Genomic DNA, 16,316 nt, shown 5'->3' on the forward strand with positions numbered 1-16,316 from the left:
CTGTCGTCGGCGCTCGAACACAGCGAATCGGCTGGGGGCCCGGGAGAACGGCGACCTCAGGCCGAGCGCTTCCCCTTCGCCAGGCCGTCGTCGATCATCTGCTGGAAGTGCTCGACGACGCTCTGCTCGACCGGGCGGAAGGTCATGCCGAGCTCGGCCACCGTGCGGGAGTTGTCGAAGGCGATCGGGTAGCCGACGTTGCGCTCGACGAAGCGCCGCGTGAGGCCGGCCGTGGGGGCGGCGAGCTTGATGAGGGCCTTGGGCAGCTCGCGGGTCGGGAAGGACAGGCGGTTGCCGAAGGCGCCGCGCAGCATCCGGCCCATCTCCAGCATGCTCACGCACTCGGCGACCGCGATGTAGCGCCCGTGCGCGGCGGGGGTGTCGCCGGCGGTGATGTGCAGGCGCGCGACGTCGCGCACGTCGACCACGCTGTTGGTGAGCTGCGGAGCGCCGGCCGCCATCGACAGGTCGACGAAGTGCGCCATCGTCGTCATCGACCCCGAGGCGCTGGCCGTCGTGAGCGAGGGGCCGAGGATGAGGCCGGGGTTGATCGTCACGAGATCCCAGCGGTTCTGCGCGCCCGCCATCTCCCACGCGAGCCGCTCGGCCACGGTCTTGGAGTACGGATAGGGCTGGTGGTCGACGCTGCTGGTGGTGTTCCAGTCGTCCTCGGTGAAGCGCTCGCGACCCGCGAGGTCGACGTTGTCGCCGTAGATCGCCACCACGCTGCTGGTGAGCACCACCCGCTTCACCGACGGCGTCGCCTCCACGCTGGCGAGCACGGTGCGCGTGCCCTCGAGGGCCGGGCGCACGAGCTGGGCCTCGGGATCCTTCACCTTGCCGATGATGAACGGCGAGGCGGTGTGGACGACGAGCTCGCACCCGGCCATCGGCTCGGTGAAGCTGCCGTCGTCCAGGAGGTCGGCGCGGTGCAGGGTGAGCCGGCCCGGGTGCGCCTCGGCGAGGGCGTGCAGGTGCTCGAGACCCTTCGGCTTGTGCGAGTCGCGCACGGTGGCGCGCACCGTGCGGCCGTCCTCCAGCAGCTGGCGCACGATCCAGGAGGCGAGGTAGCCGCTGCCTCCGGTCACCAGAACGGGTGCGGCGGGGTCGATCGTGGTCATGGCTGCTGCCTCCCGGCGGGTGGACGATCCGTCGCTGGCGATGATGGCAGCGCACCCCTGAGCGGCGGCGGCGACACCGCCCGGCGAGACGACTCAGCCGACCGAACGTCGTCCGCGCTGGTAGCCGACCTCCTCGGGCCCGCGCGGGCCGTAGCGGGCGTCGCCGAAGGAGGTGACGAACGACCGATCCACCGCCACCCGGCGGACGTCGACGGTGGCGGCGTAGGCGCGCAGCGTCGAGGCCACCGCGGCCCGCACCGCGGCGTTCGGCTCGGGCAGGTCGTGCACGCGGCGCAGACGCTCGGGGCTCACCGCGGCGATGACCTGGGGCGTCAGGCGCCGCAGCGGCGGGGGCAGGTGACGCTCGCCGAAGGCGGCGATGAGCGCCGCGGTGATCTCGCGCCCCTCGGCGCTGGGCGCGTACTCCGCCTGCTCGTAGACCTCGGCCCAGCGGGCGAGCTCGTGGCGATCGGCGGGCAGGTCCGCGATGCGCTGGCCCACCGCGACGCCCCGCCAGAACCGGAACTGCGCCTCACGCTCGGCGTCGCTGAACAACTGCACGCCGAACGGCGCGGTGAGGTCGTGCGGGTCGAGGGCGAGCGTCGAGAGCGTGTAGAGCGAGTCGATGTTGCGCAGCGGGAAGTGGGCGTGGATGGCGTTCATCCGCTCGATCCACGCGCTGCCCACCGGCGAGGTCGGACCGTGGTCGAGCAGGTGGCCGAAGAACACGATCGTGTCGTCGTTGCGCTTGGCCGTGTGGCGCAGGATGTCGCCGGTGCCGCGGCGGTGCAGGATGCGGGCCATCGTCGGCACCGCCACCTGCTTCATGAAGGCCACCGTGAAGAGCAGGTAGACGAAGGCGTCGTGGCCGTGCAGCGTCACCAGGCTCAGTCGCGCGATCTCGTCGGCGTCGCGCTCGGGGTCGAGGACGGCGATGCGCCGGCGCACCTGCGCCCCGCTCATCCGCCCCGTGGACGACGCTCGCCCCGGCGCCGCCTGGACGCTCACGCCACCGCCCCGATCGGCTCGACCACCAGCTCGTGGCGTCCGGCGAGGTCGACCGTGAGCGTCGCGCGCCCGTCGGCGTCGGCCACGACCTGGCCCTCGAGCGAGCCCGCGGCCAGGTAGGCGCGGCCGGGCACGAGGCGGTCGATCGTGAGGAGGGTGCGCAGGCCGTCGTCCACGCCGGGGCGGAGGACGCAGCGCAGCGCGGCGCCGTCGGTGACGGCGCGGGCCACGAGCACGTCGGGGTAGGCGGCCTCGGCCAGGCGCGGGCCGGTGCGCCAGGCCTCCGGGAGGCCGTGAGCGACGAGGTCGCGCAGCCCGGAGGCACGGCCGAAGCGCGCCATCAGGTGGTAGAGGTTGCCCTGCGTGGAGAGCCCGTCGTAGCGGGCGGCGCCGCCCGAGCGGAGGGTGGGCAGGGCGTCGTCCACCTGGGCGAGGGCGCGGGCGGCGACCTCCTCGTCGCCGATCTCGCGGGCGGCCATCGCCAGCAGGGTGAGGCCGAACGCCTCGCCGCCGAAGGAGTAGGTGCCGCCGTCCACGCGGTTGGCGAGGCCGCGGGGCAGGTGGAACCCGCCGTCGCGCTCCTGCAGGGCGGTCTCGCGCATCAGCCGCCACGAGCGGTGGGCGAGGTCGGGGTAGGCGGGGTGCAGCCAGAACACGGTGGGCAGCCACACGGCCTCGCCGGCCCACATGTTCCAGGAGAGTCCGAGGTCCTCGTTGCGCACGCCGATGATGCGGCCGTCGGGGCGGTGGAACTCCTCGGCGTACGCATCGCGCACCTGCCCCTGCAGGCGGTCGAAGCCGTCGCTGCCGTGCAGGCGGCGGCTCATCAGCAGCGTGTTGATGGCGAAGGTGTTGCACACCGGGTAGATCCAGCGCGGCTCGCAGGAGTAGAGCGTGAAGGGCGAGCGCTCGAAGTTCGCGACGATGGAGTCAACCACGCCGGGCAGGTCGTAGCCGTAGGCCTCGTCGTCGCTCCAGCGGTAGGTGAGCCCGCCGGGGCGCGAGAACCGGTCGTCGTGCAGGGACTCGAACATGCCGACCGTGGCGCCCTGCCAGCCGGTGAGCATCACGTTGTCGCCGTTGTCGACCGGGTCGCGCTTCAGCGAGAGCCGGCCCCAGGCGTTCTCGAGCGCCCAGTAGCCCCACACGCGCTTGTCGCTGAACTTCTCGATCGAGCGGGCGTGGGCCGCGGCCAGGTGACCGGAGAAGGCGGGGGCGACGTTCGCGCCGTAGGCCGCGAGGCCGTAGCCGAGCACGCACAGCTGGTAGCGCAGCGCCGCCTCGCGGAACTGGTCGCGACGGTCGAAGCCGTCGAAGGCCTCGAGCGGCTGCAGCGCGAGGTCGAGGGCGAAGCGCAGGCGCTCGAGATCCTCGGCGCTCGCCTCACGTACGGGCGGTTCGGGGCTCGAGGGCACCCGGGTGATCGCGGCCGGCGCGGCGAGGACGCTCGCGTTCAGCTCGGCGGCGGTGCGACGCCGACGGGCATGGCGCACCGCGTGCACACCGAGGCTCAGCAGGACGACGCCCGGCAGCGCCACCGCCGCCGCCACGACGCTGCTCGGCTCGGCGTGGTCGTGGTGGCTCATCGTCGCGGCGAGGGCGAGGTCGCCCACCCACACGACCACCGGCGCGACGACGGCGCCGATCATCCACCAGATGATCACGGCCACCGCGAGGGCGAGCACCGAGATCAGCGCGTGCACCGCGTGACCGCTCGCCAGGTGCTGGCCGCCGGGCACCATGAGCCCGGCGCCGACCACCTGCCACCGCCCCTCGCCGAGGGTGGCGAGGAGCAGGCCCGTCGTCCAGATCGCGGCGAGCACGGCGCCGGAGCGGGCCATCGCGCGGCGCGCGATCGGGGTGAGCAGCGGAGCGTGCGCGTCGAGCCGCGGCAGCTGCACGTAGTCGACGTCGCGCACGGCGGCGTCGTGCGCGCCACCGGCGCCCAGCGCAGTCATGCCGCCACCTCGGCCCGCTGGGCCCGCTCGGCCGGCTCGACGGTCTCGGCGCCGTAGCGCGCGGGCGGCGCGAAGGCGGTGGACGCCTCGGCCCTCCCGCCGCGCAGCACCCGCCGCAGCTTGAGCAGGCCGCTCATCACCGCCATCGCCATCACGCAGCACACCATCGTCGCCACTCCGCCCAGGAACCGGAACCACCCGGTTCCTGAAATGTCCCAGCGGGCCCGGCGCTCTGTCAAGATGCTCGGGTGACGACCTCCCCCCGCGCCTACGGCGGCGTCCCCGGCGACGAACGCCGCACCCAGCGCCGCGAACGGCTGCTCGAGGCGGTGCTGGACGTCGTCGGCGAGGGCGGCCTGGCCGCGGTGACCGTGGCCTCGGTGAGCACCCGCGCGGGCATCGGCAAGCGCTACTTCTACGAGAGCTTCGAGTCAACCGACGCCCTCGTCGGCGCCGCCCTCGAGCGCATCTTCGTGCGCGTCGGCGAGGCCATCGCCGCCTCCGACCCACCCGACGACTCCCCCGCCCACCTCCTCGAGGTCGCCGCCCGCAGCGCCCTCGACGCCATGGACGACGCCCGCGTGGCCCGCTTCTACCTCGAGGCGAGCAGCAGCCAGGCAGGTCTGGCCGCCCGCGAGGCCGGCACCGACCTGCTCACCGAGCACCTGCTGGTGCGCCTCGTCGGCCCCGAGCAGTCGACCGAGGCCACCCGCCTGCTCGGCAGCCTGCTCGTGGCCGGCACCCACCACGTGGTGGCCACGTGGCTGCGCGGGGAGTCGGGGGTCACGCGCGAGGAGCTCGTGGAGCTCGTGGTCGGCATCGGCGTGGATGCCACGGCGCGGATGCGGCGGGCGGCACGGCCCAGGTAGCCGCTCACCCGAGGCGTGACGGCCTCACGGGAGGCTCGTCGGGACGTCGGAGCCGATCGCTCAGCGCTTCTCGCAGGCGATGCCGTCCTTATCGCGGTCGAGGCCGCGGTTGTAGCTCATCGCCTCGCTGTAGAGCTTGTCGGAGCGCAGGAAGGTGGTCACGGGCTTGCCGGACGTGCTGTCCTTCGCCCTCGCCCTGCCCACGCCGTGCGCCCACTTCTGGTTGAGGGCGGTGCAGTTCTTCGACCACGCGGGCTTGCGGGCGGCGGGCGCCGCATCGGCGGCACCGGCGGCGCCCGCCGTGCCGACGAGGGAGAGGACGAGGGCGCTGGTGATCGCCGCGGCGATCTTCCGAGAGGGGGTCATGGGCCCGACGGTGTCACGGCGCGCGCTCGCCGTCAGGAACTTGGCAAAAGACAGGACCTGGACGCGCGGCTGAGGCGATCCCCCAGGTCGGCCTTCCGCTCGCACGCCGATGCGCGGCGTCCGGGGTTCGGTCCACCAACGATCCTTGTCGTCTTTTCGGTCGAAACACGACGAAATGTGTTGGTAGACCGCAGACCCACGGCGACCCCCGCAGACCCGTGCCCGACCCCGATCCCGAGCACGGCTAGCGGCGCGCGGGCTCCAGCACCCGGTCGCCGCTGGCGCGGGGGGACAGCTGGCGGGCCCAGAGGTTCACGAGCACGCTCGTGAGCGCGGCCCAGAAGCACCACAGCGAGATGAGCGCCGTCGTGGCCACGAGTGCGAGCAGCGCCACCACGGCGAGGTTGAGGACGCCGAACAGCTGCAGCTTGAGCGAGCGCGCGAGGATGCCGGGTCCACAGGTGGCGAAGACGTAGAGCCCCACCACGAGCGTCGCCGCGGGCAGGCCCACGGAGTAGGAGATCCAGTGGTTGTCGATGCGGCGACCGACGGGCCCGTCGAGCAGCGCCCACAGGCTGACGCAACCCGCGATGGTGCCGGCGGCGATGAAGGCGCGGTCGAGCACGGGCCAGCGGCCGAGGCCGGAGGAGCGGAAGGCGAGGGGTACCAGCACGGGCACGAGGAAGAGCGCGATGAACAGGTAGACGCGCGCCGCGATACCGCCCGCCTCGCGGCACACCTGCCCCTGCAGCTCCCACCACACGAGGGTCTCGACGAGCTGGTGGACGCCGAACACGAGCGGAAGCGAGGCCAGCGGCAGGTGCTTCGGGTCGCGCACGCGGCGCAGGGTGTCGATGCCGACGCCGGAGATGACGACGCCCGCCACCAGGTCCATCTCAGGGGAGAAGCACATGCCGCGGCCTCCTGGTGCAGGCCTGCGGCCGTGCGCGCTCGTGGGAAGAGGGCCGGCGACGCTGAGTGGCCCCACTGGTTCGTAGGCGCAGTTACCCCCGCCGACCACCTCCATCCGGGAGGCGTGCGTGTGACGTCGCGCGTCGTCGTCCACCGGCTCGGGCGGGGTGGCGGGTGCAGGCCGGGTGCGCGCGGCGGGTGCCGCGGCGGGTGCCGCGGCATGTAACACGCCGTCCACCTCACTACTCGCCACTTCTCAGTCGTTCCCGGGGTCGATCCGGGGCCGGAACGACTGACAACCGCCGCCCAGACCGGGTGACGGCGTGTTACAAGCCGAGCGGTGACCGGGGCGGCAGCGCCGCGTGGCCGAGCTCCTGGACGCCGGCCGCCGCCCCGGCCGCGAGGTCCGCGCGCCGCTCGGGCGTGGCGCCCACGGGATCCGCCGTCGGGGCGCGTGCAAGGACGGTGGCTACTGCAGCGGCGTGTGGTCGTCGAGCCAGGTGATCGCCTCGAAGCCGAAGGCCTGCGCGGCCTCGCGCAGGCTGCCGGCCGGTCGGGCCTCGGCGCGCAGCACGAGCTCGCCGTCGACCTGGTAGACCGCCAGCGCCGCCGCCGCGGGTGCGGCGCCGATCGGCTCCAGCGGAACATCCACGCGGGCACCTGCGTGGGTGGTGACCACGAGCGCACCGGCCCACGGCATCGTCATCGGCACGCCGATCGGTCGGCGCACCACGAGCAGGAGGCGGCGCAGGCGGCGCACCTGACGCAGGTCGATCGCGACGCGATCGAAGCGGTCGCGCCCGGCCAGCAGCACCGGACGACGCGAACGCGTCGGCGCCTCCCGCGCGTCCCGCGTGACCACCGAGCTCGACGGCCGCGCGGCCGGATCGGGCGAGTCGGGGGCGCTTGCGTCGCCCCACAGCTCGTAGACGCCCGCGAGCCCGACCGGCCCCTGTGTCTGACCCACCGCGAGGTCGATGGTGATGGCGCCGATGCCCGAGGCCACGCGCGACAGCGTCAGCGCCGGCACTGCGCCGCCCAGCGTGATGCGGCCCTCGAGGTCGAGGCGCGGGCGCTGCCAGCGCGCCGCCGCCCTCGTGGACGACGCGCCGCCCGCCGCGGCGGGAGCGGGCGGGGTGGGTGCCGGCGCCGCCGCCGCGGGCGGCGAGGCGGGCTCGTCGTCCGGGAAGAGGTCGAGCAGCGAGCCGCCGGTCGACGGTGGGGTCGGCGGGCTCGGCGGGGTGAGCGAGATCGTCGGGCCGGCGGGGGCCGGCGGTGGGGCGGGCGGCTCGAGCGGGTTCGCCGGAGCCGGAGGCTCGAGCGGGTTTACCGCAGTGGCGGGCGGCTCGAGCGGGGTCGCAGTGGCGGGCGGCTCGAGCGGATTCACCGGAGCCGGCGGCTCGAGCGGCTCGACGGGCGAGGCGGCGGGCGGCTCGACGGGCGCGGGCTCGGGCACCGGCTCGGGCACCGGCTCGGGCGCAGACGCAGGCGCGGCCCGGCGGGCCGATCGCGCGGCGAGGAAGCCGAGGTCGGGCCGGGGTCGGGCGGAGGCGGGGTCGAGGGGCATACGTTGCTCCGACGCCCTCAGAGGGTGAGGCCGTGGTCGCGGGCGAGCGCGGTGATGCCGCCGGTATAGCCGAGGCCGAGCACCTTGAACTTCCAGCCGCCCGCGTGGCGGTAGAGCTCGCCGAGGGTGAGGGCGTCCTCGCGGTCGAGGGCGGCGGCGAGGTCCTCGGAGCGCACGAGCTCGCTGTCGCTGTCGGCGTCCACGGCCCGCACGCGCAGGCTGCGCAGCCGGCCCAGCGTGCGGTGCTGGCCGGGACTGTCGTTGACGTAGAACGCCACCAGCACGCGGTCGACCTCCTCCGGCACGGCGGCGAGGTCGACGATCACCTGCTCCTGGTCGCCGCCGAGCGCCTGCTCGGCCTGCACCACCGACTCCTCCGGCGAGCTGAGCTGGTTGAAGAACACGAGGTGCTCGGGCGAGAGGGCGCGGCTGTCGGCGTCGCACAGCAGCGTGGTCATCACGAGCGAGCCGTGCAGCACGTCGTCGTTGCCGGCGTCCCACTGGACGCCGAGCGTGACCCGCTTCAGGCCGGGGATCTCGCGGGTGAGCGCCGCATTGGCGCCGCGGGGCAGGGGGGCGGGCATCAGAGATCCAGGTCCGATCGGGAGAACTTCGTGCGCAGGAAGATGCCCTGCGACACCAGGGCGTCGGTGTCGCGGGCGCGGGTGGCGGCGAGGACGTCGGCGGCCGCATCGGCCATCGCCGCGAGCTGGTCGACGACCTGCTCGACCGGGCTGCGGCCGTGCTGCAGCGGCCGGGTGAGGACCGAGGGGTCGAGGGCGAGGAAGCGGTCGAGGGTGGTGGGCAGGTAGTCGCGCACCAGGCCGCGCACGGCGAGCACGACCTCGACGTCGGGCACGGCGTCGTCCAGCGTGGTCTCGAGCAGCTGGCCGACGAGGTCGGTGACGTCGAGGGCCGCCACGGTGGCCGCGGTGGGCAGGCGACCGCCGTTGCGATTGATACGCGCCTCGAGCTCGTCGAGGGCGTGGGCGAGGGCCTGTGGGGAGTCGGGGTCGTGCCCACCGGCACCCGCGCCCGCGCCCGCGGACGACGCGTCGGCGCGCAAGCGCTGGAGCCAGGACCTCATCGCTTCATCATCGCAGCCGCCCGCTCACCGCTGATCCGCGGCGCCCACGCGGCGTCCGAGCGAGTCGACGGTGCGCGCCACGGTGTCGAGCGAGGTGCGGCGGAAGCGGTCGACGGCGTCCATCGTGGCGTCGACGTCGGCGAAGGCGATGCGCAGGCGCTGCAGGGCGGCGTCCTGGTCGGCGTCCTCCCCCTCGGCCGCCGCCTCGATCGCCTCGGCGCTCGCGCGGGTGAGCTCCTCGATCCGCTCGCCCAGCGCCCGTTGCTGGGCCTCGGCGCGGGCGACGACCACCGCCGTGCGCACGGCGGCGACGGTGGCGGTGAGGGCGGCGTCCACACCGCGCACCAGTTCGAGGTTGTTCTGCCGCACGAGGTCGAGGGCCAGGTAGCCCTGCACGCACACCGAGAGCTGCACGAGCATGTCCTGGCGGCGCTGCTTCAGCGCGTGGAGGGCGTCGGTGCGCAGCACGGTGGCGGCGTGGCCGCGGCCGGCGGCGTCGAACCGGTCGGCGTGAGCGGTGACGGCCCGGTCGAGGTGGCCGGCGAGCACCACGTAGTCGTTGAGGCGCTCCATGGCCACCCAGAGGTTGGCCTTCTCGATCTCGATCGCGGCGTTGTCCTTACGCAGGTCGTCCTGTCCGGCGTCGAGGGCGCGGATCAGCGCGCCGAGGCGGCTCTCCGCGGCCCGGAACGCGTCGGCGTAGGACGGCGTCTCCGCCCGGCGCCGTCCGAACCTGCCGGCCAATCCGGCCAGGCCCGAGCGCTCGCGCCGCGGGTCGATGTCGGCGAGCGCGTCGCGCACCTGCGCGAGCGCACCCATCACCGAGGACGACGCCCCGCCCCCGCCCAGCACCGGCCGGTCGAGCAGCTGGGTGGCAGCGCGGGCGGCGTCCTGCAGGTCGCGCGCGCCCATCGTCGTGATGGAGGCGACCTTGGCGGCGAAGGCCGGCGCGAGGGCGTCGATGGCCGCGAGGTCGTCGGCGAAGGCGCGTGCGCGCGCCAGCAGCGCGGCGTCGCGCTCGGGTGCCAGCGGCACCGAGCCGACCGCCTGCTCGGCGGCGATGTCACCGACCGCCGGCGGTGGCGTGAGGACGACGCCTCCCGGGGCGCTCTCCGTGGCGGACACGGGTCACTCCTCCATGACCCGGCCCCGCCGGGCGCGGCGTGCGCACCCGGCCGGGCCGGCGGGCTCAGAGGCTGGCGTGGATGGCGGGCAGCAGGTCGCGGAAGGTGCGACCGTTGGCGATGGAGCCGATCGCGGTCATCGACCAGCCGCCGCCGTCGCGGCTGACCTTCGACATGATCTGCGCGGTGTGCGTGCCCGAGCCGGTGAGCTGGTAGCGGGCGAGCTCCTGGCCGTTGGTCTCGTCGATCAGGCGGCAGTAGGCGTTCTCGATCTGGCCGAAGTCCTGGCCGGTGAAGGAGTTGACCAGGAACACGATGGTGGCGACGTTGGCGGGCAGCCGGTCGAGGAAGACGGTGACCGACTCGTCGTCGCCGTCGCCGGCACCGGTGCGGTTGTCGCCGCTGTGGCGCACCGACCCGTCGTTGCTGGCGAGCTGGCGGAACCAGACCTGGTCGACGACGTTCTTGTTCGCGTCGTAGAGCACGGCGCTGGCGTCGAGGTCGATCGACTGCGACTTCGAGCCGCCGAAGAAGCCCTTCTTCTTCACAGCGTCCCAGCCCAGGCCCATGCGGACGTGGGTGAGGCTGCCGCCGTCGTTCTTCTTCAGCGAGACGGTCTGGCCCTTGGAGAGTGACACGCTCATGTGGGTTCCTTGGGGGTTTCGGATCCGGGGTGGGCGGGATCAGCCGAGGTTGACGCCGTAGTCGCCGGCGATGCCGGCGAGTCCGCCGGCGTAGCCCTGGCCGACAGCGCGGAACTTCCAGTCGGCGCCGTTGCGGTACAGCTCGCCGAAGATCATCGAGGTCTCGGTGGAGGCGTCCTCGGAGAGGTCGTAGCGAGCGAGCTCCTTGTCGTTGGAGCGGTCGACCACGCGGATGTAGGCGTTGCGCACCTGGCCGAAGTTCTGCCCGCGCGACTCGGCGTCGTGGATGGTGACGGCAAAGGGGATCACCGAGGCCTCGGCCGGCAGCTTCGCGAGGTCGACCTCGATCGCCTCGTCGTCGCCGGCGGCGGCACCGTCGCGGATGTCGCCGGTGTGGCGCACCGTGCCGTCGGGGGTGGTGAGGTTGTTGTAGAAGACGAAGTGGCCGTCGGAGAGCACCTTGTTGCCCTCGCGGCACACGAGCGCGCTGGCGTCGAGGTCGAAGTCGGCGCCGGTGGTGGTGCGGGCGTCCCAGCCCAGGCCCACCGAGACGCTCGTGAGGCCCGGGGCCTCCTTCGTCAGGCTGACATTGCCGCCCTTGCTGAGCGATACGACCATGATCCCTCCTCCGGCCCGGACCTCGCCGGGCCTCGCAGTAGTGGTCGGAGCAACGCCCGCCCATCCGTCGCGCGGCGGACCTTCCCCGATGATGCGTGTATATCAGCACGGTCCGCACCAACGCAGGCACCCGGACGACGCACCACCGGCCGTGGGCCATCGGGGAGAATCGCCGCACCCCCGCCTGCCCGCCCCGACGAGGAGTTCCCGTGACCACCGCGCCCCGCGCCACCGACCGCTCCCTGCTCGATCGCCCGCTCACCCTGCCCAATGGGTTCGTCGTGCCCAACCGGCTCGCGAAGGCGGCGCTCAGCGAGGGGCTCGCCGAACGCGACGGCGCACCGGGCGAGCGGTTGCAGCGGCTCTACCGCCGATGGGCGCCCAGCGGGGTCGGCCTCACCATCACCGGCAACGTGATGATCGACCGACGCCACGGCCTGGGCGAGCCGGGCAACGTGATCGTCGAGGACGAGCGCCACCTCGAGCAGCTGCGGGCCTGGGCCGCGACCGCGCGCGCCGGCGGCTCGCGCGCCTGGGTGCAGATCAACCATCCGGGCCGCCAGACCCCGCGCACCCTCGTGCCGCGGCCGGTCGCGCCGTCCGCGGTGGCGCTGCCGGGGTCGGCGAAGCTCTTCGCGACGCCGCGCGAGCTCACCGGCGCCGAGATCGACGGCCTCATCGCCCGCTACGCCGCCGCGGCCCGCACGGTGGTGCGCGCCGGCTTCGACGGCGTCCAGATCCACGGGGCCCACGGCTACCTCGTCAGCCAGTTCCTCTCGCCGCTGTCGAACCTGCGCACCGACGAGTGGGGCGGCACCCCGGAGAAGCGTCGCCGCTTCGCGCTCGAGGTGCTGCGCGCCATGCGCGCCGAGGTGGGCGCCGACGTGCCGATCGGCATCAAGCTGAACTCCGCGGACTTCCAGAAGGGCGGCTTCGGCGAGGACGAGTCGCTCGAGGTCGTGCACGCCCTGGCCGAGGCCGGCGTCGACCTGCTCGAGGTCTCGGGCGGCACCTACACGTCGTCCGCGATGCTCGGGGTCGACCCGTCGCTCAAGGAGAGCACGCGCCGACGCGAGGCCTACTTCCTGGCCTACGCCGAGCGCGTGCGGGCCGAGCTGCCCACGCTGCCGCTGATGCTCACCGGCGGCTTCCGCACCGCCACGGGCATGGTGGACGCCGTGGCCTCCGGCGCGGTCGACATCGTCGGCCTCGGCCGCCCCCTCACCGTGCAGCCGGACTTCCCGGCCGACCTGCTCGCGGGTCGGGTCGACGAGAGCGTGGTGCGCCCGCACCGCATGGGCCTCCCGCTCGTCGACAACCTCACCGAGCTCACCTTCTACAGCGTGCAGATGTGGCGCATGGCGAAGGGCAAGGAACCGGCACCGGAGCGCCACGCCGCCCTCAACGTCGGGCAGTACCTCATCGCCAACGGCATCGGCAGCCTGCGCTCGCCGCGCGCGAAGTCCTGACCTCCCCCTCCCCGAAGGAGCAGCATGACCACCACCGCAGTGCGCCTCACCAGCACCGACCTGCACGTGCTCGACCTGGGCGACACCGAGAACCGCTTCAGCCCCACCTGGCTGGACGACGTGCACGCCGCCCTCGACGCCGCCCTCGCCTCGCCCGCACCGCTGGTGGTGACCGCCACCGGCAAGTTCTTCTCCAACGGCCTCGACCTCGACTGGCTCGGCCAGAACCCCGACAGCTTCGGCGACTACGTGGTGCGCGTGCAGGAGCTCTTCGCGCGTCTGCTCACCCTGCCGCTGCCCACAGTGGCGGCGATCAACGGCCACGCGTTCGGTGCGGGCGCGATGCTCGCGATCGCCTGCGACTGGCGCGTGATGCGCGAGGACCGGGGCTACTTCTGCTTCCCCGAGGTCGACATCGACATCCCCTTCACCTCCGGCATGGCCGCCCTCATCCAGGCCAAGCTCACCCCCCGCGCCGCCGTCGACTCGATGACCACCGGACGACGCTTCGGCGGCCCCGACGCGCTCGCGGCCGGGATCGTCGACGCCGTCGCCTCGGAGTCCGACCTGGTCGAGCGGGCCGGCGGGTTCGTCGCGCACCTGGCGGGCAAGAACCCCGACACCATCGCCGCGATCAAGGCCACGATGTTCGCCGACGCCGCCACCGCGCTGCGCTCGCACGACAGCTGAGGGGCCTCGGGCGAATCTCTACCCCGCATCGCACCGCTCGGGGCCGCCGGCTGTCCTAGCCTCGGGAGATGGTCCTGACCGACGTCCGCAGAACCCCCACGGTGCTCGCGCTCATGACGGGAGCGACAGTGAGCGCCGTGGCGGTCCTGATCGCCCTCGTGGTGCTGTTGCAGGACGGGTTCGCGCCTGGCTGCGGGCCGGGCTTCCCCGGTCGCGACGCGAGCACCTGCGACGTCAACGGCACGGACGTGTCCCGGATGCTGCCCTACGCCGGCATCGCGACGGCGCTGGTCGTCCTGACCGGGCTCCTGACCCGGCGGGTGCTGCGCCACGAGCAGCGGATCGGCGGCTCGGCGCGGTGGGCCCGCCGCCAGGTTGGGATCGCTGTCGGCCTCCCGGCGTTCGCCGTCGTGGGCTTGATCGCGGTCTTCATCTTCCAGATGAACCTCGAGTGGTGGTTGCAGCGGTAGCAGCGCCGACGGTCGACGGAGATCGCGGAGGACCTCCCGGGAATCGATGAGCGCCGGGGAAAGCACTTGTCCACAGGGTTCTGCGGCACGTTCGGGTTGTGTCGGGGGTTCGTGCCACCATCTTCGTATGACTCTCGGGGATGGGTTCGACGACGTGAACGGTGGGGTGGACGACGGTCCTGTCGCGCCGTTCGACGGCGTCGCGTCGTCGGCGCTGCTGGATGTGCTGGTGGGTGAGGAGGCGGCGCGTCAGGCCTCCGAGATCCGCACCTGGCAGGGCATCGTGGCCTGGGCCGAGCGCAACCTCCACGACGGTGAGAGCGAGCGAGAGGTCGAGGACGTGGTCGCCGCGCTCGACACCGGCGTGCGCCTCGCGGGTGAGGGTGCGCCGTTGGTGGCGGAGTTCGCCCTGATGGAGCTGGTCGCGGTCCTCGGTCGTACGCCGGAGGGTGGACGCCGCTACGTCGCACGGATCCTGGAATGCGCCTGGCGACTCCCGCACGTCTACGCCGCTGTGATCTCTGGGCGGTTGGCTCCGTGGCGGGCAATGAAGATCGCCGACGCGACGATCGATCTGAACGCTGATGCGGCCGGGTTCGTGGACCGTCAGCTGTTCGCCGCCCACAAGGTGTCGTGGGCCCAGCTGGACCGGCTGATCGACGAGGCGATCAAGCGCTTCGACGCCGAGCTGGCCGAGGCCCAGCGTCAGCGCGAGTGCGAGCAGCTGGGTGTGCGGTTCTCCGACCCCAGCCCCGACGGCATCGCCTACCTCGACGCCACCCTCGACGCCGGCGACGCCGCCGACCTCGAAGCCGCTGCGAAGCGGCGGGCGGCGACGCGGGCGCAGCTCGGGGACGACGCCTCCCACGACGTCCGCATGGCCAGATCACTCGGCGACATGGCCCGCAACGACCTCGAGCTCGACCTCACCACGGTCGACGAGAGCACCGGCGAACTCGTCACCGCGTCCGTGGGAAGGAAGGCCGAGGTGGTTGTCCATCTGACGCCGGAGTCGCTGACGGGTGAGAACCCGGTCGGGCGCTGCAACGGCAGGCCGGTCGCGACGACTCAGATCCGGGAGTGGTTGCAGCAGGCCTCCCACATCACGGTGCGACCCGTGGTTGACCTCGCCGACTGCGACCACGTCGATGCCTACGAGATCCCCGACCGCCTCCGCCGCCACACCACCTGGCGCGACCACACCTGCCGCTTCCCCGGCTGCACCCACCCGGCCACCAGCTGCGACCTCGACCACCGCACGCCCTACGACCAGGGCGGCGCCACCTGCCCCTGCAACCTCACGCCCTTATGCCGTCGCCACCACCGGTCGAAGACCCACAGCCGCTGGCGCTACACCGCGCTGGCGCCGGGGATCTACCGGTGGACCAGCCCCCTCGGCAGGCGGTTCCTCGTCACCCCCACCGGCACCCACCCCCAGCGCGAATAGCGTCTGCCCGCGGTTCTCTCTCACCTCACCCGGTCTCGAGACGACGCTTGCGCGCGCGCTCAGCCGAGCCCGAGGAGACGGGCGGCGTTGTCCTTCATGATCAGCGGGCGCACCTCGTCCTTGAGGCCGAGCTCGTCGAAGGACGCCGTCCAGCGGTCGGGGGTGATCACGGGGAAGTCGGAACCGAAGAGCGTCTTGTGGCGCAGGAACGAGCCGGCGGCCCGCACGAGCTGCGGTGGGAAGTACTTGGGCAACCAGCCGGAGAGGTCGACGAACACGTTGGCCTTGTGGGTGGCGATGGAGATCGAGGCGTCCGCCCAGGGCACCGAGGGATGGGCGAGGATCATCTGCAGGCTCGGGAAGTCGGCGGCCACGTCGTCGAGGAGCATGGGGTCGGAGTAGCGCAGCTTGAGTCCGCGACCGCCGGGGAGGCCGGCGCCGATGCCCGTCTGGCCGGTGTGGAAGAGGGCGATGACGCCGAGGTCGGCGAGGGCCTCGTAGAGCGGGTAGTGCGCCGGATCGTTGGGCGCGAAGCCCTGCAGCGTGGGGTGGAACTTGAAGCCGCGCACGCCGTGGTCCTCCACCAGCATCCGCGCCCGCTCCACCGCCGCGGCGCCCTGGCGCGGGTCGACCGAGCCGAACGGGATGAGGACGTCGTTGTGCCGCGCCGCCCCCTGGGCGATCTCCTCGCTCGACAGCGCCGGGTGACCGAGTTGCGTGGTGGCGTCGACGGTGAACACCACCGCCGCCATCCGCCGATCGCGATAGTGGGCGGCGAGGTCGTCGATCGTCGGCGTGCGGGGCTGATCGCCCTTGAAGTAGGCGGCGGAGGCGTCCATCAGCTCGTCGTCGAGCGAGAAGTGGCCGTGGGCGTCGGCCTCCACGTGGGTGTGCACGTCGATCGCCACCACCGCATCGAGGTCGATGGCCGGTTCGTAGCGCTGGATCACGGAGGTCTCCTCGAGG

18 protein-coding genes are annotated in these 16,316 nt (G+C 73.1%); 5 read left to right on the forward strand and 13 right to left on the reverse strand.

The window, feature by feature from the left end:
* Positions 1 to 56: 56 nt before the first annotated feature.
* The 4 genes from ACERUN_RS11090 to ACERUN_RS11105 form a co-directional block, all read right to left on the reverse strand.
* Positions 57 to 1,121, reverse strand: coding sequence for an NAD-dependent epimerase/dehydratase family protein (locus ACERUN_RS11090; protein ID WP_370290011.1), 1,065 nt, complete (start codon positions 1,119 to 1,121; stop codon positions 57 to 59).
* A 93-nt stretch (positions 1,122 to 1,214) separates the two neighbouring features.
* The gene (locus ACERUN_RS11095; RefSeq protein ID WP_370290012.1) at positions 1,215 to 2,129 is read right to left on the reverse strand and encodes an oxygenase MpaB family protein; all 915 of its coding nucleotides are present in this window, start codon (positions 2,127 to 2,129) and stop codon (positions 1,215 to 1,217) included.
* Complete coding sequence (locus ACERUN_RS11100) at positions 2,126 to 4,087, reverse strand: hypothetical protein (protein ID WP_370290013.1); 1,962 nt, start codon at positions 4,085 to 4,087, stop codon at positions 2,126 to 2,128. The genes ACERUN_RS11095 and ACERUN_RS11100 overlap by 4 nt, the downstream gene beginning before the upstream one ends.
* Positions 4,084 to 4,263, reverse strand: a complete 180-nt coding sequence (locus ACERUN_RS11105) for a hypothetical protein (protein WP_370290014.1) — start codon at positions 4,261 to 4,263, stop codon at positions 4,084 to 4,086. Before ACERUN_RS11105 ends, ACERUN_RS11100 begins: the two co-directional genes overlap by 4 nt.
* Positions 4,264 to 4,335: 72 nt before the next feature.
* Here ACERUN_RS11105 and ACERUN_RS11110 point away from each other — a divergent pair, with 72 nt between their 5' ends.
* On the forward strand, positions 4,336 to 4,956 hold the full coding sequence (locus ACERUN_RS11110; RefSeq protein WP_370290015.1) for a TetR/AcrR family transcriptional regulator: 621 nt from the start codon (positions 4,336 to 4,338) through the stop codon (positions 4,954 to 4,956).
* Between the two features lie 60 nt (positions 4,957 to 5,016).
* Here ACERUN_RS11110 and ACERUN_RS11115 read toward each other — a convergent pair whose 3' ends face one another.
* The 8 genes from ACERUN_RS11115 to ACERUN_RS11150 form a co-directional block, all read right to left on the reverse strand.
* Positions 5,017 to 5,322, reverse strand: a complete 306-nt coding sequence (locus ACERUN_RS11115; RefSeq protein ID WP_370290016.1) for an excalibur calcium-binding domain-containing protein — start codon at positions 5,320 to 5,322, stop codon at positions 5,017 to 5,019.
* Between the two features lie 244 nt (positions 5,323 to 5,566).
* Positions 5,567 to 6,235: a DUF6629 family protein gene (locus tag ACERUN_RS11120; protein ID WP_370290017.1), complete on the reverse strand. Its 669-nt coding sequence runs from the start codon at positions 6,233 to 6,235 to the stop codon at positions 5,567 to 5,569.
* A 468-nt stretch (positions 6,236 to 6,703) separates the two neighbouring features.
* Positions 6,704 to 7,801, reverse strand: coding sequence for a hypothetical protein (locus tag ACERUN_RS11125; RefSeq protein WP_370290018.1), 1,098 nt, complete (start codon positions 7,799 to 7,801; stop codon positions 6,704 to 6,706).
* Positions 7,802 to 7,818: 17 nt separating this feature from the next.
* The gene (locus ACERUN_RS11130) at positions 7,819 to 8,385 is read right to left on the reverse strand and encodes a TerD family protein (protein WP_370290019.1); all 567 of its coding nucleotides are present in this window, start codon (positions 8,383 to 8,385) and stop codon (positions 7,819 to 7,821) included.
* Complete coding sequence (locus tag ACERUN_RS11135; protein ID WP_370290020.1) at positions 8,385 to 8,888, reverse strand: hypothetical protein; 504 nt, start codon at positions 8,886 to 8,888, stop codon at positions 8,385 to 8,387. The genes ACERUN_RS11130 and ACERUN_RS11135 overlap by 1 nt, the downstream gene beginning before the upstream one ends.
* A 24-nt stretch (positions 8,889 to 8,912) precedes the next feature.
* Complete coding sequence (locus ACERUN_RS11140) at positions 8,913 to 10,013, reverse strand: toxic anion resistance protein (protein ID WP_370290021.1); 1,101 nt, start codon at positions 10,011 to 10,013, stop codon at positions 8,913 to 8,915.
* Positions 10,014 to 10,077: 64 nt separating this feature from the next.
* Positions 10,078 to 10,656 carry a TerD family protein gene (locus ACERUN_RS11145; protein ID WP_370290022.1) on the reverse strand — a complete coding sequence of 193 codons (579 nt, stop codon included), beginning with the start codon at positions 10,654 to 10,656 and terminating at the stop codon, positions 10,078 to 10,080.
* 39 nt (positions 10,657 to 10,695) lie between these two features.
* Positions 10,696 to 11,274 (reverse strand): TerD family protein, encoded by a 579-nt coding sequence (locus ACERUN_RS11150; RefSeq protein WP_370290023.1) that lies wholly within the window; start codon positions 11,272 to 11,274, stop codon positions 10,696 to 10,698.
* Between the two features lie 209 nt (positions 11,275 to 11,483).
* On the opposite strand from ACERUN_RS11150, the gene ACERUN_RS11155 reads away from it, so the two are divergent.
* The 4 genes from ACERUN_RS11155 (at position 11,484) to ACERUN_RS11170 (ending at position 15,350) form a co-directional block, all read left to right on the forward strand.
* Positions 11,484 to 12,743, forward strand: a complete 1,260-nt coding sequence (locus ACERUN_RS11155; RefSeq protein ID WP_370290024.1) for an NADH:flavin oxidoreductase/NADH oxidase family protein — start codon at positions 11,484 to 11,486, stop codon at positions 12,741 to 12,743.
* A gap of 24 nt (positions 12,744 to 12,767) precedes the next feature.
* Entirely contained in the window at positions 12,768 to 13,433 is a 666-nt protein-coding gene (locus tag ACERUN_RS11160) for an enoyl-CoA hydratase/isomerase family protein (RefSeq protein WP_370290025.1), read from the forward strand.
* A gap of 68 nt (positions 13,434 to 13,501) precedes the next feature.
* Positions 13,502 to 13,903, forward strand: a complete 402-nt coding sequence (locus ACERUN_RS11165; protein ID WP_370290026.1) for a hypothetical protein — start codon at positions 13,502 to 13,504, stop codon at positions 13,901 to 13,903.
* 127 nt (positions 13,904 to 14,030) lie between these two features.
* Positions 14,031 to 15,350 carry an HNH endonuclease signature motif containing protein gene (locus ACERUN_RS11170; protein WP_370290027.1) on the forward strand — a complete coding sequence of 440 codons (1,320 nt, stop codon included), beginning with the start codon at positions 14,031 to 14,033 and terminating at the stop codon, positions 15,348 to 15,350.
* Between the two features lie 59 nt (positions 15,351 to 15,409).
* Here the strand turns inward: ACERUN_RS11170 and ACERUN_RS11175 are convergent, their stop codons facing one another.
* Positions 15,410 to 16,297, reverse strand: a complete 888-nt coding sequence (locus ACERUN_RS11175; RefSeq protein ID WP_370290053.1) for an amidohydrolase family protein — start codon at positions 16,295 to 16,297, stop codon at positions 15,410 to 15,412.
* Positions 16,298 to 16,316 lie beyond the last annotated feature (19 nt).

It is taken from the genome of Nocardioides sp. (genome assembly GCF_964229035.1).
GTDB lineage: Bacteria > Actinomycetota > Actinomycetes > Propionibacteriales > Nocardioidaceae > Nocardioides.

Bases quoted from the DNA above. Each gene is read 5' to 3' on its own strand.
- ACERUN_RS11090 (WP_370290011.1), bottom strand. From the start codon at position 1,121: ATGACCACGATCGACCCCGCCGCACCCGTTCTGGTGACCGGAGGCAGC.
- ACERUN_RS11100 (WP_370290013.1), bottom strand. From the start codon at position 4,087: ATGACTGCGCTGGGCGCCGGTGGCGCGCACGACGCCGCCGTGCGCGAC.
- ACERUN_RS11115 (WP_370290016.1), bottom strand. From the start codon at position 5,322: ATGACCCCCTCTCGGAAGATCGCCGCGGCGATCACCAGCGCCCTCGTC.
- ACERUN_RS11120 (WP_370290017.1), bottom strand. From the start codon at position 6,235: ATGTGCTTCTCCCCTGAGATGGACCTGGTGGCGGGCGTCGTCATCTCC.
- ACERUN_RS11125 (WP_370290018.1), bottom strand. From the start codon at position 7,801: ATGCCCCTCGACCCCGCCTCCGCCCGACCCCGGCCCGACCTCGGCTTC.
- ACERUN_RS11130 (WP_370290019.1), bottom strand. From the start codon at position 8,385: ATGCCCGCCCCCCTGCCCCGCGGCGCCAATGCGGCGCTCACCCGCGAG.
- ACERUN_RS11135 (WP_370290020.1), bottom strand. From the start codon at position 8,888: ATGAGGTCCTGGCTCCAGCGCTTGCGCGCCGACGCGTCGTCCGCGGGC.
- ACERUN_RS11145 (WP_370290022.1), bottom strand. From the start codon at position 10,656: ATGAGCGTGTCACTCTCCAAGGGCCAGACCGTCTCGCTGAAGAAGAAC.
- ACERUN_RS11150 (WP_370290023.1), bottom strand. From the start codon at position 11,274: ATGGTCGTATCGCTCAGCAAGGGCGGCAATGTCAGCCTGACGAAGGAG.
- ACERUN_RS11160 (WP_370290025.1), top strand. From the start codon at position 12,768: ATGACCACCACCGCAGTGCGCCTCACCAGCACCGACCTGCACGTGCTC.
- ACERUN_RS11165 (WP_370290026.1), top strand. From the start codon at position 13,502: ATGGTCCTGACCGACGTCCGCAGAACCCCCACGGTGCTCGCGCTCATG.
- ACERUN_RS11170 (WP_370290027.1), top strand. From the start codon at position 14,031: ATGACTCTCGGGGATGGGTTCGACGACGTGAACGGTGGGGTGGACGAC.